Below are 23108 nucleotides of genomic sequence, written 5' to 3' on the forward strand. Positions count from 1 at the left end.
TCGCGGCGGAATCGGATACGATTGCCGCTGCCTCGCGGTCCAGCAACCGGCCGATGGGTATTCGGCGTGCGCGTAACGCGCAGGATCCATGAGGGAGGCCGTGGTGTCGGTATGGACCGACGACTCCGCGGGAATATTCGCATGGCTGCAGGACATGGCGATTCTGCTGGTCGAAGACGACCCCGGCGACGCCCTGCTGGTGGAGGAACTGGTCGGCGAGGAGGCCGGGCCGCGGATGCACTGGGTGCGGACGCTGACCGAGGCCGACGCCTACCTGACGACGCATACACCCGACTGCGTCCTGCTGGACCTGCATCTTCCCGATGCCCAGGGGCTGCAGGCGCTGGCCCGCATCCATCGGCACACCGATGCCGCCGTCGTGGTGATGACCGGACTGGACGAGGAGCGCACGGGCCTGGCCGCGGTCGCCGCGGGCGCCCAGGATTACCTGGTCAAGGGACGGGTCGATCAGGAACTGTTCGGCCGCTCGATGCGATACGCCGTACAACGTAAGCAGGCCGAGCGCGCGACCGTCGCGCTGCAGGCCAGTCAGATGCGCGCCCGGGAGAACGCCCGCCTGGAACGCGGACTGCTGCCCACCCCGCTGCTGTCACCGCAGAGCGCGGTGCAGGTGATCGCGCGCTACCGGCCGGGCCGCGACCACGCGCTGCTGGGCGGCGACTTCTACGACGTCGTCCAGGACTCCGCGGGTCTGGTGCACGCGATCATCGGCGACGTGTCCGGCCACGACCCCGACGCCGCGGCCACCGGTGTGGCGCTGCGATTGGCTTGGCGCACATTGGTTCTCAGCGGCATCGTCGGCGAGCGGCAGCTGCAACTGCTGGAGGAGGTGCTGCTGGCCGAACGCGCCCAACGGCAGACCTTCGCCACCGCCACGTCGCTGGTCCTGGATCCCGGTTCCCGGACGGTGCGGATCCAGCGCGCCGGACATCCCGGCCTGCTGGTGCATTCGAACGGCGAACTGCACTGGCTCGAGGTGCCCGGCGGCCCCGCCCTGGGCTTCTTCCCCGAACACGCGCAGTGGCCGGTGCACGAGCTGGCGATGTCCCCGGACACCAGCCTGATGTTGTTTACCGACGGGCTCTTCGAAGGCTGCGTCGACGCGGCCAAGGGCCGGCTCGGCGAGGACGGGCTGCTCGAGCTGGCCCGGCAGGTGGCCGGCCCGATTCCCGAACGTTTCGTCGACGACCTCATCGCGCGGGTCGAGGGCCTGGCCGAGGCGGCCGGCGGCCTGGACGACGACCTGGCGATCCTGCACCTGCGCTGGCGGACGGAGAACCCGGACCGATGAGTACCTCACCCACGCGGCGCGGATCCGCGCTGATCCGCCGCCTGACCGTGATGAACTGGTTCCAGCTCGTCCTGGTCTGCATGATTCTGCTGGTCATCGGCGGGACACTGGTCGGCATCCAGGTCATCCACCAGACCAATCAGATCAGCGACCGGCTGCTGGACCGCACCACGCCCGCCATCGCCGAGGCGTATCGGCTGCAGAACGCGCTGATCAGTCAGGAAACCGGCCTGCGCGGCTACGCGCTCACCACTGATCCGCAGTTTCTCGAGCCCTACGACACCGGTCGGCGGCAGCAGAACGACTCGGCCGCCCGGCTGCGACAGCTGATCTCCGGCGAGCCGAAGTTGTCCGGCGATCTCGAGACCATCGATCGGCTGGCCGACCAGTGGCACAGTGTCTACGCCGAGCCACTGGCCACCGCGAGCACTCCCGACGCCGTGCGCGCCCTGGGGCAGACCAGCGCGGATCACGGTAAGAGCGTGTTCGATCAGCTGCGCAGCGCGTTCGGCGCGCAGAATCGGTCGCTCGCCGATACCCGGGCGCGCGACGTGGCCGCGCTGCGGCATGCGCAGAAGGTGCGCGACAACGCGCTGATCGCCATGATCGCCGCGTTCGTGGTGGCCGCCTTCCTGGTGCGGGAGCTGATGCGGCGGGGCGTGGCCCGTCCGCTGCGGTATCTGGCCACCGCCTCGACTCGGGTTGCCGACGGCGATTTCGATCACGTCATCGACGCGCACGGACCCGCCGACCTGGCTGCGGTCGCCACGGCGGTGGAACAGATGCGAAGACGCATCATCGAGGAACTGAGCGCCTCGCGAGAGGCCGGCGCGGTGCTGAACGCGCAGACGGTCGAGCTGCGCCGATCCAACGCCGAACTCGAGCAGTTCGCCTACGTAGCCTCGCACGATCTGCAGGAGCCGCTGCGCAAGGTCGCCTCGTTCTGTCAGCTGCTGGAGAAGCGCTACGGCGATCAGCTCGACGAGCGCGGCCTGCAATATCTGTACTACGCCGTGGACGGCGCCAAGCGGATGCAGACCCTGATCAACGATCTGCTCACCTTCTCCCGGGTCGGCCGCGTCGGCGGTGACAGCGCTCCGGTCGTGCTCGATCAGCCGCTGGACAAGGCGATCGGCAATCTCTCGACACTGATCGAGGAGACCGGCGCCCGGATCGAACGCCCCGATACCCTCCCCGAGGTCACCGGCGAGCCGGTTCTGCTCACGATGCTGTGGCAGAACCTGATCGGCAACGCGATCAAGTTCCGCCGCCCGGACACCGCGCCGGTGGTCCGGGTTACCTGCGAAGCCGACGATGAGTCCGGCGGCTGGCGCCTGACGGTGTCGGACAACGGAATCGGCATCGCCTCGGAATTCGCCGACAAGGTCTTCGTCATCTTCCAGCGGCTGCACGGCCGCGACGAATACAGCGGAACGGGCATCGGCCTGGCCATCTGCAAGAAGATCGTGGAATATCACGGCGGCCGGATCCGGATCGACACCGACTACACCGACGGCACCCGGTTCGTCTTCACCCTGCGCGGCACCGACACCGCACCCCTCGACATCCCCGAAACCGAAGGAGCCCACGCATGACTCGCGCCGGCCAGCCGATCGACATCCTGCTCGTCGAGGACGACCCCGCGGACGAGCTGATGACCCGGGAAGCGTTCGAGGACAACAAGATCGGCAATACCCTGCACGTCGCCCACGACGGTCAGGAGGCGCTGGACTTCCTCTACCGCGTGGGTGAGTACGCCGAGGCGCCGCGCCCGGATCTGATCCTGCTGGATCTGAACCTGCCCAAGTACGACGGCCGCGAGGTGCTGGGCAAGATCAAGTCCGACCCGGATCTGTCGCACATCCCGGTGGTCGTGCTCACCACCTCCGCGGCGGAGGAGGACATCCTGCGCAGCTACCGGCTGCACGCGAACGCGTACGTCACCAAGCCGGTCGACATCGACCAGTTCATCGCGGCCATCAAGCAGATCGACGAATTCTTCGTTCAGGTCGTGCGCTTGCCGAACCTGTGAGCCGGAGGGCTCAGGACACGCTCTGCCGCCCTGCGGCCAGGGCGGCGTCGAGCGTGTCGAACACCGCCAGCACCTTGTCCAGTCCGGTCACCTCGATGGGGCGGCGCACCGCGGTGGAGGCGACCACCCGCAACCGCTCCGGTTTGGCCGCGTCCGCGACGACGAGCAGGGCGCTGAGCCCGGCCGAACCCATGAAACCGACTCCGGACAGGTCCGCGACCGCCGCGGCGCCGTCCTGGCCGGCCTGTTCGAGGGCAGCCTGCAGCTGCGGCACCGAGACGATGTCGATCTCCCCGCGCACCGCGACCACCTTGGTGTTCGCCCGAGTGTGCACCTCGATATCGAGCGTGTGCGCCTCGTCCCCGCTCATCGCCACCGTTCACCTCCGTTGCACGGGCTCGGCCGGGAGGATCCGTCCTCCGGTCGCCGAACCATGTTCTCCGGGTAGAACCTACCGCACGCGGCGGGCCTGGACGTACCGCGACGACGGGAGTGGTCGGACGATCAGTACCCTCGCAGGGAATGAGAAGAGGTTCGGCCGCGGTACGGAATTCGGGAGTAGTGAAGTGAGTCTGGACGAGACGACATCCGCGTCGGCGGCGCGCACCCGCACCATCGGTATCCGAGTGAGTGCGGATTTCGAGGAATTGGCGATGCTGCGAGCCGTCGCCGAGACCATCGCGCTGCTGGCGGACTTCGGCATCGACGAGGTGACCGATATCCGGCTCGCGTTGGAAGAGGTCGCCACCACGCTGATCCGGGACGCGGTTCCCGGATCGGAGCTGGACTGTGAGATCGGCTACGACGACACATCGATGACCATCCGGGTCGCCTCGATCGCCGCGTCGGACCTCGGGCCCGATCAGAACGGCATGAGCTGGCACATCGTGTCGACGCTGACCGATTCGGTGAGCACCACGGTCGAGCCGATCGACGCGGCGACGGGCGGGTACCGCACCACCATCGAATTCCGTTGGACGAGCGGGGTGCGATGACCGGCTCCTCCGGTCCCGCGAGGGACACCGGTGAGGGTTACGAGAATCTCGAACCGCTGTTCGCCGAGATGGCCGGACTCGCCGAGGACGACCCGCGGCGACGCCGGCTACGCGAGCAGATCATCTCCCGCAGCCTGCCCATGGCCGAGCACGTCGCTCGCAAGTTCTCCGGGCGCGGGGAGAATTTCGAGGATCTGTTGCAGATCGCCCGCGTCGGACTGGTCGCCGCGGTGGACCGCTTCGATCCCGATTACGGCGCGACGTTCCTGGGCTTCGCGGTGCCGACCGTCATGGGTGAGGTGCGCCGGCACTTCCGCGATCATGCCTGGACGATCCGAGTTCCGCGGCGGCTCAAGGAGATTCAGCTCAAGCTGGGCCCGGCGATCGAGAAGCTGAGCCAGGAGCTGGGCCGGGTGCCCCGCGCCCGCGAGATCGCCGAGGAACTCGAGGTCGACCTGTCGGAGGTAACCCAGGCGCTGATCGCGCGCAACGCCTACCAGACCGCCTCGCTGGACGGCGCCGACCACGACGACGGCAACTCCAGCACGCCTGCGCTGCGCGACACCCTGGGCGCGGAGGAACCCCGCTACGAATTCGTCGAGGACTACCTGGCCGTCAAACCGCTGCTCGCGGCCCTGCCCGATCGGGAACGCGAGGTGCTGATCATGCGGTTCTACGGTTCGATGTCGCAGCAGCAGATCGCCGACCGGCTGGGATGTTCGCAGATGCAGGTGTCCCGGTTGCTCGCGAAGACACTGAAGACGCTGCGGCAGCAGGCACTGCCGGACTGAACGGCACGGGGCCGGGGGCGGCGGATTCGACCGTGCCCGCCACCGGTGCGACGACCTGGACGGATAATGTTGCGGTGATCGATAGTGAACATCTCGGGCCGCACCTCGTGACAGCGCTCGGCAGTGTGATGGGCAACGAGGCGTGTTCCGAAGCGGGGGAGTTCCGCTTCTGTCTCGCCCAGCAGCGGTGGGAATGGTCCGACGAGTTGGCGCGCATGTTCGGCTACGAGCCCGGCGCCGTCGAGCCGACCACCGAACTGCTTGTGGCACACCAGCATCCGGACGACCGGGCCGATCTCGAGGCCCTGCTGGAGAAGGTCGTGACCTGCGGCGAGCCGTTCTGCAGCCGGCACCGCATCATCGATACCAGCGGCGCGGTGCACGAGGTGATCGTCATCGGCGAATACGAGACCGATGACGCGGGCACGGTGATCGGCACGACGGGATACTTCGTCGATCTCACCGATGCGCTGGAGCAGGAACGCAACGAGGCCCTGAGTGAGGCGCTGCCCGAGGTGATCGCCTCGCGGGCGCCGATCGAGCAGGCCAAGGGCGTGCTGGTCCTGGTCTACGACCTGAGTCCGGAACAGGCTTTCGCGGTGCTGAAATGGCGCTCGCAGCAGACCAACACCAAACTGCGCGATCTGGCCGCACGGTTGGTCCAGGAGGCCCGGGGCATGAACCCGAACGCTGCCGGTCTGCGAACGAGATTCGACCACGTGCTGCTCACGGTGCACGAGCGCATCGAGGAGCTGCAGGCGGCCGCCGAATAGGAGTCAGGCGTCGAAACGGTCGGAGCGCTCGCGACCGCCCTGGTCCGGGATGCGCACTCGCATCTCCACGACCGTGCCGGTGTCCCCGGTGCGTATCTCGACATCCGGGACGATGGCGCGGATGATCGCCATCCCCCGCCCGCGCCTTTGATCCGGCTCCGCGTCCTGCGGCTTCCATCGGCCGTGGTCGGCGACGACGATGTGCAGCCGGTCCCCCTCGACGCGGCCGGTCACCGAGACCGGGCCGCCGTCGCCGCGGTGACCGTGTTCGACCGCGTTGGTGCATGCCTCGTCCACGGCCAGCAGCAGGTCGGCGATCCGGCTCTCGTCGATCGCACACTTCGCGAGCCACGATCGCACCGCGCCGCGGACCCTGCCGAGCTGGTCCGGCACGGCCGCGAACCGCAATTCCAGCGGCTGCGTTCGAGGCAGGTTGGTTACTGTCATACGGCGAGGTCGGCCGTCGGCAGCGGAGGTGTGCGGACCGGCTCTGTCACCGGGTCCTGGCCCCGGAACACCGTCATTATCCTGCGTCGGTAACTCCACGCCACCGCACCGTAGGCAAGAATGACCGTCGCCGCCAGGCTTCCCGACACGACCGCGATCAGCGACACCAACGACGCCACGTCACTTCCTCCTGTTGCGGCTGCGACTGTTCTCGCGCCGCGTCTTCGAACGGACCTCATGGCAATATCCCGTTCGGTAGAGGTCAAACACTACCGGGAAGAGCCCGAGACACTCGTCACAGGCGCGGCCCGGCCGCCCGCGGGCGCCGGGAAGGCCCCGCGCGTGCGGCCTCGAATTCGGCTGCGACCGTTCGGGTCTCGGCCGTTTGCAGCCGGAATTCGAGGGTATCCGCATTTCTGCCGCCCAGCGGTGACAACGACCGCGCGGCACGAATGAGAGGAATGGCGATGACAACGCTACTGCTGGCTGTGCAAACCCACCCCGAAGCCGCGGGTTTCATTCTGCGCGGAATCAAGGGCATATTCGTGGCCATCGGCAGCATCCTGGCTGCGATAATCTGCGGCATAATCGCCGGATTCAAGGGACGCAACCCGCTGGGCTGGGGAATTCTCGGCCTGTTCTTCAGCATTTTGACCCTGATCGTGGTCATCGTCATCCCCAGTAAGAAATCCTGACCGTTCGCCGGACCGGCCTCGCCCACACTCGGTGGGCGTGTCCGTCCCCGACCCGTGCCGTGGCCCGGCGTGGCGTGCGCATGCCGGTCGCCGTGGCCGATGCAGCAGTCGCTGCCGCGCCCGGGCGGACTGTTCGGCTTCCGAAGCGACCCAGGATGCGCTGGAGAATACTATTCTCTATATTCGGAAGTGTAATTGCCGACGCGGGAGCGGGTTGAAGTGACCAGCTGACGGGCCAGGACTCGGCACACGCGGTGCGCGGCCGGAGGAGATGACGAGGCGCTCGCAGCGCTGCGGCGTGCCACCACGAAGGAGATACGATGACGGAACCTTCTGCCGCACAAGAGGTCCCGCGACCGCCGCAGGGCGATTGGCTGGGCACGCGGTATCTGCGGTTCACGCGGGAAGGTCCGTTCGGTGTCTGCACGCTGGATCGTCCCGAGGCGCGCAACGCGCTGACCCCGGCGATGTACTTCGGCATCAAGTACGCGGTGAATCACGTCGGTTCCGATCCGGATCTGGCCGGGCTGCTGATCACCGGCACGGGCGACGTCTTCGCCCCCGGCGGCGATATGGGTGGCGGCGGCAGCGACAACTGGATGAGTTTCGGTTCGGCGCTGGGCATGGACGCGCTGCCGTTCGAAACCTTGCGCCAGTCCGCGAAACCGGTGGTGGCGGCGGTGAACGGACTGTGCCAGGGCGGCGGGCTGCAGATCGCGCTGTGTGCCGACATGGCCGTGGTCAGCGACCGCGCGACCTTCCGGGTGCCCGAGCTCTACCGCGGCATCGCCGATACGTATTACAGCCAGATGCTGGCCCGGCTGATCGGGCCGGTGCGCACCCGCGACCTGATGTTCACCGGCCGGACCCTCACCGCGCACGAGGCGCTGGACTGGGGCATGGTCGCCCGCGTCGTCCCGCACGCGGAACTCCCCGAGGCTGCCCGCGAGGTCCTCGCGCGGTGTTGCCGCACCGCGCCGGACGCGCGGGCGGCGATCAAATCCAGCCTCGACAACTACCTGGGCCTCTACGACCGGATCGGCATGCAGGCGAGTCTGCGCAAACCCGAAGCGGCCGAAGGTTTCCGGGCCTTCAAGGAACGCCGCTCACCGGACTGGGTGCACCCCGCGCTGCGATTGGACGGGCGGCTGTGACCCGCAGCCGGGCGGCTGCGCTCAGCGCGGGTCCGCGGGAGTGAGTTCGCGGGCGAGCGCCCGGCTGTAATCCCGGAACACCCGATCCAGCGAGATCGAGGGATCCAGCAACCAGGTGGTTTCCATCCCGCTGAGAAATGCGACCACCTCGACGGCCTTCACCGCCGGATCCACATCCGCACGGAACCGGCCGCTGCGCTGACCTCGCCGAATACCTTCGGCGATCACCTCGACACTCGCCCGATGCCGGTCGAGCAGACGACCGCGCAGCGGGGCGTCGGGATCGAGGTTCTCCGCCAGCAGCACGGTGTACATGCCGATCAGATGCGGCGCGCGGCGAAAACGCTCGACCACGTTCTCGATCTCCGCGATCACGTCACCACCCAGGTCGGCGTGCCGCTCGTCGTCCGCGTCGCGGGCATCGAGCACCGCCCGCAGCAGTTGATCCTTCGATTCGAAGTGGTGCAGCAGCCCCGCTCGGGTGACCCCGGCCTTCTCGGCGATCTGCGCGAGCGTGGTGTTGCGCCAGCCGTAGCGGGTGAGCAGGCGCTGTGCGACCACCAGGATTCGCGAACGCCGCTGCTCTCCCTTGGCCAGCAACGTCTGATAAGGCCGGGAAGGCGCGTGACCGGGCACGGGACTCCTTAGCTCGGCGAACTTACCGACTCAACAGTAGGTCTACCGCGCAAGCGCCACAAGGTGTACGCACTATCGCACTCGAGAATGCAGACATACATTGAAGAGAACGCTATTCTCACATAAAGGAGCGAAGCATCGCCGCCATACCGACAAACTGCACCAGCACCCACCCGGGAGCCTTCATGACCACCGCCGTAACCCCTTCGTCGCCACAGTGCGGCAACCAGGGCCAGCACCCGCCCGGAACGCCGATCCGCTCGACGGTCACCGAGATCCTCGACTACTTCGGCAAGTGCCCGCGCTGCGGATACTTCGCCGGGGCAGCACATATCGCGCACACCTACGCGGATGGCAGCACCGACTCGGAAACCGTCGCCACCTGCGGACAGCCGTGCGGCTGGCAGGGCCCGGCGGCCGGCACCCGCATGACCCACGCACACAGACGCCGATAGCTCCGGCGAGCGGCGAGAACTCGCCCGAGCCGGAACGATCCGCACGCACGACAGCGATCGAAGCGGACCGCATCCCGGCGACACCGAGCCCACGGGACACGTCGAGCCCGTGGGCTCTTTTCTACCTGCGTCTTTAGAGTTTCGCTTCCGCAAATCGAGAGTCTTGTTCTACTCTCAGTTAGAACATGATTCTGATAGTTGCTCGGTGGAGGTGGTTCGTGGACTCCGACGCGTTCACAGGGATTCGGGTCGTCGAACTCGCACAGTGGGTGTTCGTGCCGGTGGCGGGGGCGCTGCTGGCCGACTGGGGCGCGGACGTCGTGCGCATCGAGCGGCCCACCGGGGATCCGTATCGGCAACTGGCCACCCAGCGCATCGGATCGGACAGCGACGGCGTGAATCTTTCCGTGGCGCTGGCGAATCGGGGCAAACGATCGATGTCGATCGATCTGGGCACCGAGCGCGGGCGCGAACTGCTGCACGAATTGCTGGCCACCGCCGACGTATTCCTCACCAACTTCCGGCCGGGCGCGCTGGCGCGGCTCGGACTCGACGCCGAACGGCTCACCGCCAGGTATCCCCGGCTGGTGTACGCCCGCGGCCACGGGTTCGGGGTGCGCGGTCCGGGTGCGGACAAACCGGGTTACGACTCCTCGGCGTTCTGGGCGCAAGGCGGTGTGGCCCATGTGCTGACCCCGCCCGAGCGGGATCACCCGATCAGTCAGCGCGGCGCGATGGGCGACCGAAACGGCGCTGTGGCACTGGGATTCGGCATCTCCGCGGCACTGCTGCGCCGCGAACGCACCGGCCGCGGCGGCATCGTGGACGTCTCGCTGCTGGCCGGTGCGATGTGGATGCTGTCCTCCGATGTGCTCGCCGCGTTGTCCGGCGCCCGGCCACGGGCGGTCTCCGGCCGGGGCGGGGCGGTGAACCCGCTGGTCGGCAGCTATCGCACCAAGGACGGCCGGCACATCCAGTTGGTCTTCCTGGAATCCGATCGCTACTGGGCCGACTTCTGCCGGCTGATCGGCCGCGAGGATCTCATCGACAATCCGCGCTTCGTCGATCTGGCCGCTCGCGGCGCCAATCGCGCGGACTGCGTGGCCGAACTCGAGGCCGAATTCGCCGGACGGACCTTCCAGGAGTGGAAGGATCTGCTCGCGGGCCTGGACGCGCCGTGGGCCCCGGTGCAGGCCGTGGAGGAGTTGCTCGACGACCCGCAGGTCCGGGCAAATCAGTACCTGGGCCGGGTGGAGCTCGAGGACGGGCAGTCCTACTCCCTGCCCACCGGACCGGTGCAATTCGACGAACAGCCGCCGCGGCTGCGCCGCGCACCCGAGCACGGCGAGCACACCGAACAGTGCCTGCTCGACCTCGGCTATTCCTGGGACCGAATCACCGAACTCAAGGACGCCAGGGTGATCCCGTGACGCGCCCGACGCCGGTCCCGGACGAATCCTCCGCCGCGTACTGGGCCGCGACCGCCCGGCACGAACTGGCCGTCCCGCGCTGCGCGCGATGCGACGCGTATTCCCTTCCGCCCGAGGCCGTCTGTCGCCACTGCGGCTCGACGACGCCGGACTTCCGCTTCGTGCGGGTGAGCGGAGACGGCACGGTCCGGTCCTGGACCACGGTGCATCGGGCGACGCTGACGGGCTTCGCCGAGGAGGTGCCGTACCTGCTCGTCGACGTCGAACTCGCCGAACAACCCGGTCTGCGGATGATCGGGCGGCTACTCGACGGACCGAACACCGTTGTGCGACAGGGCGATTCGGTGCACGTGGCCTTCGAGGACATCGCCGCGGACGTCGCGGTACCCGCATTCGTCCTGACCGCCCGAACGGCACCCCGATGACCGGCCGGTTCCGCGCGGGCGGCACGGTGGCCGTGGCCGGGTTCGCGCACAGCGCGGTGCGGCGGCATTTCGACCGGCCGCTGGGCGCGGTCACCATCGATACCGCGCGGGCGGCGATCGCCGATGCCGGTCTGCGAGTGCCGGACATCGACGGATTCGTCGCTGCCGCACTGTTTCCCACCGCCGGAGCGCACACGGTCCAGGACGGGGTGAGTACCGTGACCGCCGGATGGCTGGCCCAGCACATCGGCTCGGACCCACGCTACGTCGCGGGATTCCAGGGCATCGGCCAGATGTCCGGCTCGGTTGCCACGGCGGTCAACGCGATCGCCGCCGGCGCCGCGGATTACGTTGTGCTGCACCGTGCCCTGCACAATCCGAGCGGCGGCTACCACGACAACCCGGTGACCGCGATCGCCGGTCCGCAGCAGTGGACCGCGCCGCAGGGCTACAGCGGCCCGCTGTCGATGATCGGGTTGCCCTACAGCGAATATCTCCAGCGCTACCGAGCCGATCCCGCGGCCATGGCGAACGTCGTCGTGGAGGCGCGCCGGAACGGGGCCGAGCTGCCCTGGTCGTACTGGTACCAGCGGCCCATCACCGTCGAGGACTACCTCGCCGCGCCGATGATCAGCGCGCCGGTACGCCGCCTGGACTGCGATATCCCGGTCGACGGCGTGGCCGCGTTCGTGCTGACCTCGGCCGAACGCGCCCGCGATCTGCCGCATCCCCCGGTGTACATCGCGGGATATGCCGGAAGCGGGCCGACACCGCATCGGCTGCCGACGCATTGGCCGTTGGACGACATCATGGCCGGAGGGGCTGCCACCGCGCGAAGCCTCTGGGAGGCAACCGGACTCGGCCCCGGTGACGTGGATCTGCCGCAGCTGTACGACGGATTCTCTCCGTTCGTCTACTTCTGGCTGGAATCGCTCGGCCTGTGCCCGGTCGGCGAGGCGCACCGGTTCGTCCAGGACGGCGGCATCGACACCGGTACGGGCCTGCCGGTGCTGTCCGGCGGCGGCGCTCTCGGCACGGGACGCATGCACGGTATTCCGCAGATGCTCGAGTGCTATCTGCAACTGTCCGGGCGCGCCGGTCCCCGCCAGCGCGCCCGCGCGACGGTGGGCCTGGCCTGCCAGTCCTCGCCCCACTACGGCGGTGCCGTGCTCTACACCAGCGAGCCGTTTTGACCTTGTGCGGCGACGACGAAGGAGATGTGACATGGCGATGATCCTCGCCGAGCGGCGGTCCTATGTGGCCGGTCGATGGGTGACGGGTGGGTCTCCCTTCGCCGTGGAGAATCCGGCCGATGAGTCCGTGGTCACCGAATTACCGGCCACGCCTGTCGCCGAGTTCGAACGCGCCGTGATCGAGGCCCGGCGGTCATTCGACAGCGGCGTCTGGGTCCGGGCCACACCGGCCGATCGCGCCCGCGCCCTGCACGCCTTCCTCGACCGGCTCGAACAGGACCGCGACGCGCTCGTGGCCACCATGATCGCCGAGGCCGGCCAGCCGCTCGCATTCGCCGAACGGTCCCAGTTCCTCGCCGGAATTTCGCTGGCGCGCAACATCATCGAGCTGTACCTGACGATGCCCGAGGAACGGGCCAACCCGGTTCCGGTAGACGAGCTGACCCGCGGCCGGGTGGCACTGAGCATCCGCCGGTACGAACCGGTGGGCGTGGTCACCGCGATCACGCCCTACAACGCGGCGTTCATCATGGCCTTGCAGAAGATCGTCCCCGCGCTGCTCACCGGCAATTCGGTGATCCTGCGGCCGAGTCCGCTCACCCCGATCTCCTCGCTGGTCTTCGGCGCCGCCGCCGAGGCGGCCGGACTACCGCCCGGCGTTCTGAGCGTCGTAGTCGAATCCGGCTCCGCGGGAGCGGAATTGCTCACCGGTCACCCCGCGGTGGACATGGTCTCGTTCACCGGCTCGACCGCCGTCGGTGCGGCGATCGCCACGCAGGCCGCACCGACGATCAAGCGGGTGGCGTTGGAGCTCGGCGGTAAATCAGCCCAGATCTACCTGCCCGACGCGGTGGCCCGAGCCGGGGCCGGGGCGGCCGCGGTGGTGGGCGGGACGGCGGGCCAGGCGTGCGTCGCGGCCACCCGGATGCTGGTACCGCGCGAGGTCAAAGATGAAGTGGTAGAGACTGTTTCGAAGGTGTACGCCGGTCTGCGAGTCGGCCCGCCGACCGATCCGGCGACCACCCTCGGCCCGGTGATCAGCGCGGTCCAGCGAGAACGCTGTGAGCGCGTGATCGCTCGTGCGGTCGAGGCGGGCGCGACGCTCGCTCAGGGCGGCGGGCGCCCCGCGGAATTCGACCGTGGTTACTACGTGCAGCCAACCGTGCTCGACGTGCCCGACAACGCCAATCCCGCCGCGCAGGAGGAGATCTTCGGCCCGGTGCTGTCGGTGATCGGCTACCGGGACATCGATGACGCGGTAGCGATCGCCAACGACAGCCGCTACGGATTGTCCGGCCAGGTGTACGGGGCCGACCCCGCCGCCGCGACGGCCGTTGCCCGGCGCCTGCGCACCGGCGCGGTCAACGTCAACACCGCCGTGTTCAGCGCGTACGCACCGAGTGGCGGTTACAAGCACAGCGGCCTGGGCCGCGAGCGGGGCCCGGACGGCATCCGGGCCTTCCAGGAAGTCAAACATCTGGCCATCGGCGAATTCCGGTGACCACCACTGGATCCGAAGGAGGACCCATGTCCGATCTGTGCCTCGACTGGTTGATCTCGGTCGACGACCACATTCTCGAGCCCGGCAACCTGTGGGTGGACCGGGTTCCGCGCGCGGACCGCGAGCGCGCACCACATCTGGAGGTCGGTGACGACGGCATCGACTTCTGGACCTTCGACGGCAAGCGTTTCCCCAGCTCGGGCCTGAGCGCGGTGGCCGGGAAGTCGAAGGAGGAGTTCAGCCCGAAACCGTTGCCCTACAGCGAGATGCGCGCGGGCTGCTATGACCCGAAGGCACGCGTCGAGGATATGGACCGCGCGGGAATCCTTGCCTCCCTGTGCTTCCCGACGGTCACCCGGTTCTGCGGCCAACTCTTCTCCGAGGGCAGCGATCGCGAATTCGGCCTGGTCTGCCTGAAGGCGTACAACGACTGGATGATCGAGGAATGGTGCGGCGCCGCGCCCGGCCGCTACATTCCGCTCGTGCTGATCCCGCTGTGGGATCCGAAACTCGCCGCCGCCGAACTCGAACGCTGCGCCGCCAAGGGCGCGACCACCTTCGCCTTCTCGGAAAACCCTGCCCCACTGGGACTTCCGACGATCCACGACCCGAATGGCTACTGGGATCCGGTGATGGCCGCCGCCAACGATCTGGAGATGGTCGTGTCGATGCATGTCGGGTCCTCGTCGACCGTGCCGCAGATCTCCCCGGACGCGCCGTTCCTGGCCAATCTCGCCTGGGGCGCGACCCGCACCTCGGGAGCCATGCTGTCCTGGCTGTTCAGCGGTATGTTCCAGCGCTACCCGAAACTCAAGATCGCCCTGTCCGAGGGCGAGATCGGCTGGATGCCGTACTTCCTCGAGCGCGCCGAACAGGTGCTGGACAAGCAGCGGCACTGGGTGAAGAAGGGCGTGCGATTCGGTGAGCACGCGGCCAGTCACCACGTCGACCTGGACACCCTCGACATCCGCAGCACGTTCCGGGAGCACATCTTCGGCTGCTTCATCGAGGACGTCCACGGCATCGCCAGCATCGATGTCATCGGCGAGGACAACATCATGTGCGAGACCGACTATCCGCACTCTGACTCCACCTGGCCGGACTGCATCCAGAGCGTGCGGCGGGTCATCGAGCACCTGCCCGAGCAGACGCAGTACAAGATCCTGCGCGGCAACGCCGAACGGCTGTACCGCTTCACCCCGGCCGAACCTCCGGTTCTCGCCGGAGTCTGAGGTGGCGAACTGGACGGTCCGGGTCGACCGGACCGCCTGCATCGGATGTGGGGTCTGCCTGGACTACGCACCGCGCAGCTTCGACCGGAACGAGGGCGGCCAGGCCGTGCTGCGCGAACCGCCGGGCGACGAGTTGGACCGGGTCCGGCAGGCGGTGGACGCATGCCCCACCGGCGCACTGCAATTGACGATCGGCGGCACGCCGAGTGACGAGAGTGGATTCGAATGATGCTCGAAGGTAAGGGCGCGGTCGTCACCGGCGCCGGGTCCGGCGTGGGCGCCGCCTCGGCGGTACGGTTCGCCGCCGAGGGCGCCCGCGTGCTGTGCGCGGACATCCGGCTCGAATCGGCAGAGGAGACCGCGCACACGATCCGGAAGTCCGGTGGCACAGCCGTTCCCATCGCCTGTGACGTCGCCCGCGAGGACGAGGTCGAGGCGTTGATCGGCGCGGCGGTCGAGCACTTCGGCCACCTGGACGTGATGTACAACAACGTGGGCGTGCCGACACCGCGGCTGGGCGCGAAGCTGGAGGACCACTCGGCGCGGGATTTCCAGCGGCTGTTCGCGATCAATGTCGGCGGGGTGTTCTTCGGCTCCAAACACGCTGTCGCACAGTTCAAGCGGCAGGGGGACGGCGGAGTCGTGCTCAATACCGGATCGGTCGCGGGAATGGTGGCCTGGGGCGGTGCGGTGTACGCCGCGACCAAGGGCGCGGTACATCAGTTGACCAAGGCCGTGGCGATCGAGGGCGCGCCGTTCGGCATCCGCGCCAATGCGATCTGTCCAGCGGGTATGCCGTTCACCAGGTTCATGGCGGCCGGGGGCCTGGGCGAGGATCCCGAGTCGGTCACCCGCGCGGCCGAGAGCACCGCGGCCAACCATCCGCTGGGCCGCCCGATCACCGCCGAGGACTGCGCCGAGGCCGCGGTATTCCTGGCATCCGAACGCGCCGCGAACATCACCGGCATCCTCCTGCCGGTCGACGGCGGATACGTGGCGAGGTGAGAACATGTCTGCCGCAACACGATTGGACCGAAACCGGGTCCGCGAGCTGTTCGATCTGCGTGGTTCCCACCTCGTGCAGACCGGCGGCGACTACGAGGACGACCCCTATCCGGTCTGGCATCGGCTCCGCGCACAGGCGCCGGTCCAACCGGGCACGCTGCACGAGCTGACCGGTTATCCGGGCCACGCGGTATTCCACGGACTGCCCGAACCGGATCGGGAACATTTCTCCGCATTCGGTTTCGCCGCTTGCGATTCGGCGTACCGCAACCCGGAGGTGTTCGTGTCCGCGCCCCATCCGGTGGATCCCAATCAGGGCCCGGTCGGCGCGACGAACAGCATGCTCGCGATGAGCGGCGCCCAGCACCGCAGGTATCGGGCGCTGGTACAGCCGTCGTTCACGCCGTCGAACGCCGGCTGGTGGATCGACAACTGGATCGAACGCACCGTCCACGAACTCATCGATGGCTTCATCTACGAGGGCCGCGCGGAACTCAACGTGGACTTCTGCGCGGCCATCCCGGTACTGACCATCACCGGCAGCTTCGGCGTTCCGGTCGATCAGGCCTTGGAGATCCGCGCGGCGCTGCAACAGCCGGACCGGGTCGTGGATCTGATCCGCCCGCTCGTGGCCGCGCGCCGCGAATCCCCGCGCGACGATCTGCTCAGCGTCCTGGTCCAGGCCGAACTTCCCGGCGAGGACGGCGCGGCCGAGCGGCTCACCGATGCCGAAATCCACTCGTTCGCAGTGCTTTTACTGACCGCCGGATCCGGCACCACCTGGAAACAACTGGGCATCACCCTGACCGCGCTGCTGCAGCGCCCCGAGCTGCTCGAGGCGGTCAGAGCCGATCGGAGGCTGCTGCGCCCGGCCATCGACGAGGCGCTGCGCTGGCAGCCGACCGACCCGATGTTCTCCCGATATGTCATGCGCGACATCGACTTTCACGGAGTTCACCTGCCCGAGGGCGCGGTGCTGCACTTGGGCGTGGCCGCAGCCAATCGCGATCCCGCGCGCTGGCCGGACCCGGACGTCTACGACATCACCCGAAAACCGCGGCCCTCCTTCGCCTTCGGCAGCGGTGCGCACGCCTGCCTGGGGATGCACGTGGCCAAGGCGGAGATGGCGACCGGGATCGGCGCGCTGCTGGACCGGCTGCCGAACCTGCGTCTGGACCCCGACGCCCCGCCGCCGCGCGTGATCGGCCTGTACGAGCGCGGCGCGACCGAAATTCCCGTGCTATTCGGCTGACCACGCGCTCGAGCCGACCATACGATCTGGAGGTACGATGCCCGATTCCGCTTACCAACCGCCCGACATCACCTTGCGGGGGGACGAACATGTGGCCCGGTACCAGGAGACCGACGGTACTGTCGGCTATACCTGGAACGGCGTTCCGATCCTGCTGCTGACCACGACCGGACGCAAGAGCGGCGCCCGCCGCACCTCGGCGCTCATCTACGGCCGGGACGGCGCGGACTACCTCGTGGTCGCCTCCATGGGTGGCGCACCGCGTCACCCATCCTGGTATCTCAACCTGCAGGCGCATCCCGATGCCGAGATTCAGGTCAAGGCCGAGCACCTGTCCGTCCGCGCGCGGACCGCCACCGGCGACGAACGCCGTCGGCTGTGGGGGCTCGTCACGGCATACTGGCCGAACTACGACGTCTATCAGGAACGCACCCGGCGGGTGATACCGGTCGTCACGCTCAGCCCCGTTTGAAAGGCAGGTCCGCAGTGGTTCCATCGGATTCTTCGGTCACGCACGAAACACCGGCATGGGCCGATCGCGCCGCGGCGCGATCACGGTCGGTGCAACGCTCGCGCATCCGCAGTATCGAGCAGGCGCAGACGATCGTCGCCGCGGCCCGCCGCCTGCTCGAGACCGAAGGATCCGGTTTCACCACCCAGCAGTTGTCCAAGGAGGCGGGCATCGCCCTGCAAACCTTCTACCGGCATTTCGCGAGCAAGGATCAACTGCTGCTGGCCGTCTTCGAGGACTTCCTGATCGAGGCATCGGGCCGGCTCGCCGAGGCGGCTCGGGAACTGCCGGATCCGTTGTCCCGCTTGCGTTTCTACATCTCCTCCGCGGTGCGTTCGCTGGACGGCAGCCAGGGCGCCGCACCGCGCTTCATCACCGCCGAACACTGGCGGCTCTACCAGCTGTTCCCCACCGAGATGGCCGGGGCCAACCAGTCTTTCGCGGACCTCGTCGAGCAGGAACTGCGCGATGCCACGCAGGAGAATCTGCTGCACAGCGCCGATCCGGCCGCCGACGCGTGGCTTGCCACCAAACTCGTCATGTCGGTGTACCACCACTACGCGTTCGCACCCGCACCGGTGGACACCGGTGAGATCGGCGAACGCCTGTGGTCCTTCTGCCTGGCCGCCTTCGGCGGCCGGCGTGCCGGGAAGTGACTACCGGTCGTATCCGCGGCGGCCCCGCGTGATGTCGATGACCACCGCGTCAGCGGCGCCGTCAGGGGCGAACTCCGGGCCGAGCGAACCGATCGAGTCGTCCCGCGGCCACGAGCCCAGATGCACCAGATCGGCCACGAAGCCCCCGAATGGCCCACGGCGATGGAATGTTTCGGTACCCGGCACCGGCGCGGCGGGTTCCCCGGCCAACGTCAACGCACTGGCCTTGAACGCCCGCGCGGCCGCGGACAACCGATGCTCCACCCCACGCACCCGCCCCTCGCACCGGCCCCAGAACAAGATCTCCTCCGCATGCGTTTCCAGATTCGCGGTCACCCCCGCACGCACCCGCGCATCGGACTCGAAAACCGTTGCCGCGACCACGAGTTCATGCGGCCAGATCTGCACCGCGTCCGGCGGGGAACCCAACGCGTCCTCCAGATTCACCACGATCGCACCCAGGATCCGCAACGGCGCCGGATCGCCCAGATCCGGCACCACGACGGTGACCTCCCAGCCCGCCATCACCCGATCGAACACCCAGCCCCCCACCGAATGCACCGCATCCAGCACACTCGGGGCGATGATCGCCACCCGGTACCGCAACCGATGCCTGCACGCATGAGCCCGCGCATCGGCCACCGTGCGAATCGCACACACACCACGATCGAGGGTATCGAGGGATCGAACGACCATAGGAATCCCATCCGCTGCCAAACCTACTAACTCTCCAGTAGGTCGGTCACCACGATAGAACCACCGCCCCCAGTGTGACAAGGCTCTCCATCAAGATCCTTTCGCCGGAGCCGCCCGGAAGCCGCATTCTCATTGGGAGCGAATACAAGGAAACCAGCAGGAGACCAGGGTCACTGCAAAGAGCGGTCGGACGACATCACATTCTCCGGTACAGTGCAACAATGTTCTGCACACGCGACAACCTACAGGTTCATCCGTGACAAGCCCCGCCGAAGAACCGGGCTGGAAGCAACGGGCGGTCGAGCGGTCGCTGCGCACCGCCAAGATGCGAGCCGAGCAGCGGGTGCAGCGCTTCCTCGACGCCGCGCAGGCGCTGATCACCGAGAAGGGCACCACCGACTTCACCGTCCAGGAGGTCGTGGACCGGTCCCGGCAGTCCCTGCGCAGCTTCTATTTGCAGTTCGACAGCAAACATGAACTGCTGCTGGCCCTGTTCGAGGACTCCCTGGTCCGCACCGCCGACCAACTGCGCGTCGCGGCCACCAATGCCTCGGATCCTGTGGAACGCCTGCGTATCGTGATCGAGCTGCTGTTCGAATTGTGCCGCCCCGACCCGACCGCGCGCCGGCCGCTGTTCACCGACTTCGCGCCGCAACTGCTGATCACCCACCCGGCCCAGGTGAAACTCGCGCACGCTCCAGTGCTCACGCTGTTCACCGAGTTGCTGGACGAGGCCGCGGCGGCGGGCCAACTGCGCAAGGACGTCATCCCCCGGCGCATGGCCGCGATGGTCATGCAGACCGTCATGTTCAGCGCGCAGTCGGCCGAGGATCCGGAGAACGAGACCCAGTACCCGGTCACCGGCGCGGAGGTCTGGGACTTCTGCGCGCGCGGTTTCGCCAAGAAGTGAATCCCGGCGGCGCCCGATTCCCGTCATAGCATACTGCTATTGATGGCCGGATTCCCGCGGTGCGCCGAGCCGGGCATGAACGCGGGCCAGGACGTCGAGCTGGGCCGGGTTGTAGACATCGACGAGGGCCTCGGCCATGGTCCGCTCGGCGAATCGGGCTCCGCGCGGCGCGTCCGCGGACAACTCGTCGACATCGGGATGCTCGGCCTGTAGCGCGCTGACGACGGGCAGCAGTCGCTGCGCCAGATCGGCGCGGGTGGGTTCGTCGGCGTCGGCGGGCAGCGTGCCGAACTCCTGGTTCAAGACGTCGCGCGCGGCATCGCTCCGCAGGATGCCGGCGTAGGCCCGGATCCCCTGCGGCCCCAGGACCCTGGCCATGACGACCATGAACGAGCGGTCGGCTTCGGATATCTCGGCACCCTCGGCCGCCGAGGCGAGTTCCGGCGGCATATCGGTCGGTGTGGAGCGGCTCAGGATGAGGCCGAGTTCCACGCGGACCCGTTGCAGGCGTTCGATCGTCGCGGCGAGTTCGGCATCGAGGGTGCGCAGGGCCTGCTCCGGATGACCGTCGGCATCGCCCATCTCCGCGATCTGCGACAGCGAGAAGCCAAGGTCCACAAGGCGTTTGATGCGCAACAGCCGGACCAGATGCGCGACGCCGTACTGCTTGTAGCCGTTGCTGCGACGTTCGGGCTCATCGAGCAGGCCGACCTCGTGATAGTGCCGGACGGCCCGCAGACTGGTACCGGCGAGTGCGGCGATCTCGCGTGTGCTCCAAGCCATTTGGCGTTCAACCTCGTTTCGACGACGACTCGGATCGACGCGATCACGCCGACTCCCCCAGTAGAAACCATGACGTCGCGGCACAGTGAAGCGTTGCGGGCCCGAGGTCCGGGAATGGTGACGTGGATCATCAGCCGCAAACTTGAGTATGCCGCAGCGGCACAGCTTTTCCTGGAGCAGTCGTCGAAACATCCTCTGGGAGAACGCAATGACCACGACCGATCGCAAGAACACCGACAACGGCGCCGGCCGGCCCCCGGCCGAACCCGGCCGCTCCGCCGATCCGAACAAGGCACTGCTCGAGGGGCTGGGCGGGGTGTCGGGCATGGTGTACACGGCGCTGCCGGTGCTCGCCTTCGTCACGGCCAACGCGTTCTGCGCCCTGCCGATCTCGATCGGCGTCGCGGTCGCGATGGGCCTGGTACTGACCGTCCGGCGGATCGGGCGCGGTGAACGCTTCTCCTCCGCGATCGGCGGACTGACCGGCGTGCTGATCGCCGGCGGTATCACCGCCTGGACCGGGTCGGCGAGCGATTTCTTCGTGATCGGGATCTGGGGTGCGCTGAGCTGTGGCGTCGTAACGCTGATCTCGCTGCTGGCGCGCCGCCCGCTGACCGGGATCGTGTGGAATGCCGTCCACGGCGGCGGACATCCGTGGCGGCAGGACCGCCCCACGCTGCTCGCACACGATCTCGCCACCTTCGCGGCCACGGCCGTGTTCGCAGCCCGGTTCGCGGTGATGCAGTGGCTGTATCTCAACGACGCCACAGGCGGATTGGCGGTGGCGAAGCTAGCGATGGGCACCCCGCTGACGGTGCTGACCGCCCTGGTGATCATCTGGGCGTTCCGCCGCTCCAGCAAGCGCCTGACCGAGTCCGCTCGCAAGAATTGCACTCTCTAATTCGAATATCGGCCTTCTTTTGAGTGGTAACTTTGTTACCCGACAGGGAGAGCGATGGCGGGCTCCCTGGAAGGTGGAGGTGCGTCGCATGAGTCCTGCAGAGCCGGTCTACTGGGATCCCTGGGACCGCGACATCGCCGGTGATCCGTATCCGGTGTATCGGCGGCTGCGCGCCGAGGCGCCGCTCTACTACGACGAGCGGCACGACTTCTACGCCCTGAGCAGGCATGACGATATCGATCGCGCGCTGCTGGACTGGAAGACGTTCTCCTCCTCGCGCGGGCCGATTCTGGAGATCATCAAGGCCGGCGTGGAGATCCCGCCGGGGACGTTGCTGATGGAGGATCCGCCCGCACACGACATCCATCGTTCGCTGCTGGTGCGCGTGTTCACCCCGCGACGGGTGCTGTCGCTGGAACCGCGGATCCGCCAGATGTGCATCCGCTCGCTGCGGCGCCTGGCCGGCCTGGACCACTTCGACCTCATGACCGCTTTCGCGAACGAGGTGCCGATGCGGGTGATCGGCATGCTGCTCGGCATTCCGGAAGCCGATCAGCAGTCGGTCCGCGATCGCGCGGACGCCGACCTGCGCACCGAGCCCGGACAGCAGATGCAGGTCGAGCGGGCCATTCCGAATACCGACCACTTCGCGGAGTACATCGACTGGCGCGCCGACCATCCCTCCGACGACCTGATGACGGAGTTGCTGCACGCCGAATTCGACGATGTCGAAGGAGTGCGACGAACCCTCACCCGTCAGGAGATCCTGACCTACATCTCGGTCGTGGCCGGTGCGGGCAACGAGACCACGGCCAGGTTGATCGGCTGGCTCGGTTCGCTGCTGGCCCGCTATCCGCAGCAGCGCGCCGAACTCGTCGCAGATCCCCGCCTGATCCCGAACGCGATCGAGGAGACGCTGCGCTTCGAACCCACCGGCCACGCGATCGCCCGGTACGTCACCACCGACGTCGAACTGCGCGGCGTCACCGTCCCCGCGGGCAGCGCCATGATGTTGCTCGTCGCCTCGGCCAACCGCGACGAGGAGCGCTGGTCCGATCCCGACCGCTTCGACATCCACCGCAAAATGAGCAATCTGCGCACCTTCGGTTTCGGCACGCACTACTGCCTCGGCGCCGCCCTGGCCCGGCTGGAAGCCAAGATCGCGCTGGAAGAACTCCTGCGGCACTTCCCGACCTGGGACGTGGACCGGGACAGCCTCGCCCTGTCCCCGACCTCGACGGTCCGCGGCTGGGAAACCCTGCCCATCACCGTCCCCTGAATCCGGAGATCCGAGCCGGCGAACGCACCGCTTCGATCGCGACG

Annotated in this window: 28 protein-coding genes; 22 read left to right on the forward strand and 6 right to left on the reverse strand. The window is 67.8% G+C overall.

Annotated features, from left to right (window positions below; genetic code table 11):
* Window positions 1-103 precede the first annotated feature (103 nt).
* From AC5WS7_RS34080 to AC5WS7_RS34090, 3 genes are read left to right on the forward strand one after another with little or no spacing between them, the layout of a single operon-like run.
* Window positions 104-1312, forward strand: coding sequence for a PP2C family protein-serine/threonine phosphatase (locus AC5WS7_RS34080; RefSeq protein ID WP_495958739.1), 1209 nt, complete (start codon window positions 104-106; stop codon window positions 1310-1312).
* The gene (locus tag AC5WS7_RS34085) at window positions 1309-2907 is read left to right on the forward strand and encodes a sensor histidine kinase (protein WP_495958740.1); all 1599 of its coding nucleotides are present in this window, start codon (window positions 1309-1311) and stop codon (window positions 2905-2907) included. Before AC5WS7_RS34080 ends, AC5WS7_RS34085 begins: the two co-directional genes overlap by 4 nt.
* Complete coding sequence (locus AC5WS7_RS34090) at window positions 2904-3344, forward strand: response regulator (protein ID WP_495958741.1); 441 nt, start codon at window positions 2904-2906, stop codon at window positions 3342-3344. The genes AC5WS7_RS34085 and AC5WS7_RS34090 overlap by 4 nt, the downstream gene beginning before the upstream one ends.
* 10 nt (window positions 3345-3354) lie before the next feature.
* Here the strand turns inward: AC5WS7_RS34090 and AC5WS7_RS34095 are convergent, their stop codons facing one another.
* Window positions 3355-3714 carry an STAS domain-containing protein gene (locus tag AC5WS7_RS34095; protein WP_495958742.1) on the reverse strand — a complete coding sequence of 120 codons (360 nt, stop codon included), beginning with the start codon at window positions 3712-3714 and terminating at the stop codon, window positions 3355-3357.
* Window positions 3715-3910: 196 nt separating this feature from the next.
* On the opposite strand from AC5WS7_RS34095, the gene AC5WS7_RS34100 reads away from it, so the two are divergent.
* The 3 genes from AC5WS7_RS34100 to AC5WS7_RS34110 all read left to right on the forward strand — a co-directional run bounded on the left by AC5WS7_RS34100 (window position 3911) and on the right by AC5WS7_RS34110 (window position 5903).
* Window positions 3911-4339: an ATP-binding protein gene (locus tag AC5WS7_RS34100; RefSeq protein ID WP_495958743.1), complete on the forward strand. Its 429-nt coding sequence runs from the start codon at window positions 3911-3913 to the stop codon at window positions 4337-4339.
* On the forward strand, window positions 4336-5130 hold the full coding sequence (locus AC5WS7_RS34105) for an RNA polymerase sigma factor SigF (protein ID WP_495958744.1): 795 nt from the start codon (window positions 4336-4338) through the stop codon (window positions 5128-5130). The genes AC5WS7_RS34100 and AC5WS7_RS34105 overlap by 4 nt, the downstream gene beginning before the upstream one ends.
* A gap of 74 nt (window positions 5131-5204) precedes the next feature.
* Complete coding sequence (locus AC5WS7_RS34110) at window positions 5205-5903, forward strand: PAS and ANTAR domain-containing protein (protein ID WP_495958745.1); 699 nt, start codon at window positions 5205-5207, stop codon at window positions 5901-5903.
* 3 nt (window positions 5904-5906) lie between these two features.
* On the opposite strand, the gene AC5WS7_RS34115 is transcribed toward AC5WS7_RS34110, so the two are convergent.
* A complete protein-coding gene (locus AC5WS7_RS34115) occupies window positions 5907-6350 on the reverse strand; it encodes an ATP-binding protein (RefSeq protein WP_495958746.1) in 444 nt (147 codons plus the stop codon).
* Entirely contained in the window at window positions 6347-6529 is a 183-nt protein-coding gene (locus AC5WS7_RS34120) for a hypothetical protein (RefSeq protein ID WP_495958747.1), read from the reverse strand. Before AC5WS7_RS34120 ends, AC5WS7_RS34115 begins: the two co-directional genes overlap by 4 nt.
* A 288-nt stretch (window positions 6530-6817) precedes the next feature.
* Between AC5WS7_RS34120 and AC5WS7_RS34125 the strand changes: the two genes are divergently transcribed.
* Both AC5WS7_RS34125 and AC5WS7_RS34130 read left to right on the forward strand, forming a co-directional pair.
* Window positions 6818-7045, forward strand: a complete 228-nt coding sequence (locus tag AC5WS7_RS34125; protein ID WP_495958748.1) for a deoxyribodipyrimidine photolyase — start codon at window positions 6818-6820, stop codon at window positions 7043-7045.
* Window positions 7046-7365: 320 nt separating this feature from the next.
* Window positions 7366-8199, forward strand: coding sequence for an enoyl-CoA hydratase/isomerase family protein (locus AC5WS7_RS34130; protein WP_495958749.1), 834 nt, complete (start codon window positions 7366-7368; stop codon window positions 8197-8199).
* Between the two features lie 21 nt (window positions 8200-8220).
* Here AC5WS7_RS34130 and AC5WS7_RS34135 read toward each other — a convergent pair whose 3' ends face one another.
* Window positions 8221-8835: a TetR/AcrR family transcriptional regulator gene (locus AC5WS7_RS34135; protein ID WP_495958750.1), complete on the reverse strand. Its 615-nt coding sequence runs from the start codon at window positions 8833-8835 to the stop codon at window positions 8221-8223.
* A 185-nt stretch (window positions 8836-9020) separates the two neighbouring features.
* On the opposite strand from AC5WS7_RS34135, the gene AC5WS7_RS34140 reads away from it, so the two are divergent.
* From AC5WS7_RS34140 to AC5WS7_RS34190, 11 genes are all read left to right on the forward strand, one after another.
* Entirely contained in the window at window positions 9021-9290 is a 270-nt protein-coding gene (locus AC5WS7_RS34140) for a hypothetical protein (protein ID WP_495958751.1), read from the forward strand.
* Window positions 9291-9508: 218 nt separating this feature from the next.
* The gene (locus AC5WS7_RS34145) at window positions 9509-10720 is read left to right on the forward strand and encodes a CaiB/BaiF CoA transferase family protein (RefSeq protein WP_495958752.1); all 1212 of its coding nucleotides are present in this window, start codon (window positions 9509-9511) and stop codon (window positions 10718-10720) included.
* Window positions 10717-11145: a Zn-ribbon domain-containing OB-fold protein gene (locus tag AC5WS7_RS34150; RefSeq protein ID WP_495958753.1), complete on the forward strand. Its 429-nt coding sequence runs from the start codon at window positions 10717-10719 to the stop codon at window positions 11143-11145. Before AC5WS7_RS34145 ends, AC5WS7_RS34150 begins: the two co-directional genes overlap by 4 nt.
* On the forward strand, window positions 11142-12338 hold the full coding sequence (locus AC5WS7_RS34155; protein WP_495958754.1) for a thiolase family protein: 1197 nt from the start codon (window positions 11142-11144) through the stop codon (window positions 12336-12338). The genes AC5WS7_RS34150 and AC5WS7_RS34155 overlap by 4 nt, the downstream gene beginning before the upstream one ends.
* Window positions 12339-12369: 31 nt before the next feature.
* Window positions 12370-13839, forward strand: coding sequence for an aldehyde dehydrogenase family protein (locus AC5WS7_RS34160; RefSeq protein ID WP_495958755.1), 1470 nt, complete (start codon window positions 12370-12372; stop codon window positions 13837-13839).
* 26 nt (window positions 13840-13865) lie between these two features.
* On the forward strand, window positions 13866-15071 hold the full coding sequence (locus AC5WS7_RS34165) for an amidohydrolase family protein (protein WP_495958756.1): 1206 nt from the start codon (window positions 13866-13868) through the stop codon (window positions 15069-15071).
* A 1-nt stretch (window position 15072) separates the two neighbouring features.
* Window positions 15073-15300: a ferredoxin gene (locus AC5WS7_RS34170; RefSeq protein ID WP_495958757.1), complete on the forward strand. Its 228-nt coding sequence runs from the start codon at window positions 15073-15075 to the stop codon at window positions 15298-15300.
* Complete coding sequence (locus AC5WS7_RS34175; RefSeq protein ID WP_495958758.1) at window positions 15297-16076, forward strand: SDR family NAD(P)-dependent oxidoreductase; 780 nt, start codon at window positions 15297-15299, stop codon at window positions 16074-16076. The genes AC5WS7_RS34170 and AC5WS7_RS34175 overlap by 4 nt, the downstream gene beginning before the upstream one ends.
* Window positions 16077-16080: 4 nt before the next feature.
* The gene (locus AC5WS7_RS34180; protein WP_495958759.1) at window positions 16081-17328 is read left to right on the forward strand and encodes a cytochrome P450; all 1248 of its coding nucleotides are present in this window, start codon (window positions 16081-16083) and stop codon (window positions 17326-17328) included.
* A 37-nt stretch (window positions 17329-17365) separates the two neighbouring features.
* Entirely contained in the window at window positions 17366-17800 is a 435-nt protein-coding gene (locus AC5WS7_RS34185; protein ID WP_495958760.1) for a nitroreductase family deazaflavin-dependent oxidoreductase, read from the forward strand.
* 89 nt (window positions 17801-17889) lie between these two features.
* Window positions 17890-18495 (forward strand): TetR/AcrR family transcriptional regulator, encoded by a 606-nt coding sequence (locus AC5WS7_RS34190; RefSeq protein WP_495958761.1) that lies wholly within the window; start codon window positions 17890-17892, stop codon window positions 18493-18495.
* Here AC5WS7_RS34190 and AC5WS7_RS34195 read toward each other — a convergent pair whose 3' ends face one another.
* A complete protein-coding gene (locus tag AC5WS7_RS34195) occupies window positions 18496-19137 on the reverse strand; it encodes a hypothetical protein (protein ID WP_495958762.1) in 642 nt (213 codons plus the stop codon).
* A 310-nt stretch (window positions 19138-19447) separates the two neighbouring features.
* Here AC5WS7_RS34195 and AC5WS7_RS34200 point away from each other — a divergent pair, with 310 nt between their 5' ends.
* Window positions 19448-20101 (forward strand): TetR/AcrR family transcriptional regulator, encoded by a 654-nt coding sequence (locus tag AC5WS7_RS34200; protein WP_495958763.1) that lies wholly within the window; start codon window positions 19448-19450, stop codon window positions 20099-20101.
* 36 nt (window positions 20102-20137) lie between these two features.
* Here the strand turns inward: AC5WS7_RS34200 and AC5WS7_RS34205 are convergent, their stop codons facing one another.
* Complete coding sequence (locus tag AC5WS7_RS34205) at window positions 20138-20884, reverse strand: MerR family transcriptional regulator (RefSeq protein WP_495958764.1); 747 nt, start codon at window positions 20882-20884, stop codon at window positions 20138-20140.
* 208 nt (window positions 20885-21092) lie between these two features.
* On the opposite strand from AC5WS7_RS34205, the gene AC5WS7_RS34210 reads away from it, so the two are divergent.
* Window positions 21093-21785, forward strand: a complete 693-nt coding sequence (locus AC5WS7_RS34210) for a DUF3159 domain-containing protein (protein ID WP_495958765.1) — start codon at window positions 21093-21095, stop codon at window positions 21783-21785.
* Window positions 21786-21873: 88 nt separating this feature from the next.
* Window positions 21874-23064 (forward strand): cytochrome P450, encoded by a 1191-nt coding sequence (locus AC5WS7_RS34215; protein ID WP_495958766.1) that lies wholly within the window; start codon window positions 21874-21876, stop codon window positions 23062-23064.
* The last annotated feature ends 44 nt before the right edge of the window (window positions 23065-23108 follow it).

The organism is Nocardia sp. PLKS1-43, assembly GCF_059510335.1.

Bases quoted from the DNA above. Each gene is read 5' to 3' on its own strand.
- AC5WS7_RS34085 (WP_495958740.1), top strand. From the start codon at position 1,309: ATGAGTACCTCACCCACGCGGCGCGGATCCGCGCTGATCCGCCGCCTG.
- AC5WS7_RS34090 (WP_495958741.1), top strand. From the start codon at position 2,904: ATGACTCGCGCCGGCCAGCCGATCGACATCCTGCTCGTCGAGGACGAC.
- AC5WS7_RS34095 (WP_495958742.1), bottom strand. From the start codon at position 3,714: ATGAGCGGGGACGAGGCGCACACGCTCGATATCGAGGTGCACACTCGG.
- AC5WS7_RS34105 (WP_495958744.1), top strand. From the start codon at position 4,336: ATGACCGGCTCCTCCGGTCCCGCGAGGGACACCGGTGAGGGTTACGAG.
- AC5WS7_RS34115 (WP_495958746.1), bottom strand. From the start codon at position 6,350: ATGACAGTAACCAACCTGCCTCGAACGCAGCCGCTGGAATTGCGGTTC.
- AC5WS7_RS34125 (WP_495958748.1), top strand. From the start codon at position 6,818: ATGACAACGCTACTGCTGGCTGTGCAAACCCACCCCGAAGCCGCGGGT.
- AC5WS7_RS34130 (WP_495958749.1), top strand. From the start codon at position 7,366: ATGACGGAACCTTCTGCCGCACAAGAGGTCCCGCGACCGCCGCAGGGC.
- AC5WS7_RS34140 (WP_495958751.1), top strand. From the start codon at position 9,021: ATGACCACCGCCGTAACCCCTTCGTCGCCACAGTGCGGCAACCAGGGC.
- AC5WS7_RS34155 (WP_495958754.1), top strand. From the start codon at position 11,142: ATGACCGGCCGGTTCCGCGCGGGCGGCACGGTGGCCGTGGCCGGGTTC.
- AC5WS7_RS34160 (WP_495958755.1), top strand. From the start codon at position 12,370: ATGGCGATGATCCTCGCCGAGCGGCGGTCCTATGTGGCCGGTCGATGG.
- AC5WS7_RS34165 (WP_495958756.1), top strand. From the start codon at position 13,866: ATGTCCGATCTGTGCCTCGACTGGTTGATCTCGGTCGACGACCACATT.
- AC5WS7_RS34175 (WP_495958758.1), top strand. From the start codon at position 15,297: ATGATGCTCGAAGGTAAGGGCGCGGTCGTCACCGGCGCCGGGTCCGGC.
- AC5WS7_RS34180 (WP_495958759.1), top strand. From the start codon at position 16,081: ATGTCTGCCGCAACACGATTGGACCGAAACCGGGTCCGCGAGCTGTTC.
- AC5WS7_RS34185 (WP_495958760.1), top strand. From the start codon at position 17,366: ATGCCCGATTCCGCTTACCAACCGCCCGACATCACCTTGCGGGGGGAC.
- AC5WS7_RS34205 (WP_495958764.1), bottom strand. From the start codon at position 20,884: ATGGCTTGGAGCACACGCGAGATCGCCGCACTCGCCGGTACCAGTCTG.
- AC5WS7_RS34210 (WP_495958765.1), top strand. From the start codon at position 21,093: ATGACCACGACCGATCGCAAGAACACCGACAACGGCGCCGGCCGGCCC.
- AC5WS7_RS34215 (WP_495958766.1), top strand. From the start codon at position 21,874: ATGAGTCCTGCAGAGCCGGTCTACTGGGATCCCTGGGACCGCGACATC.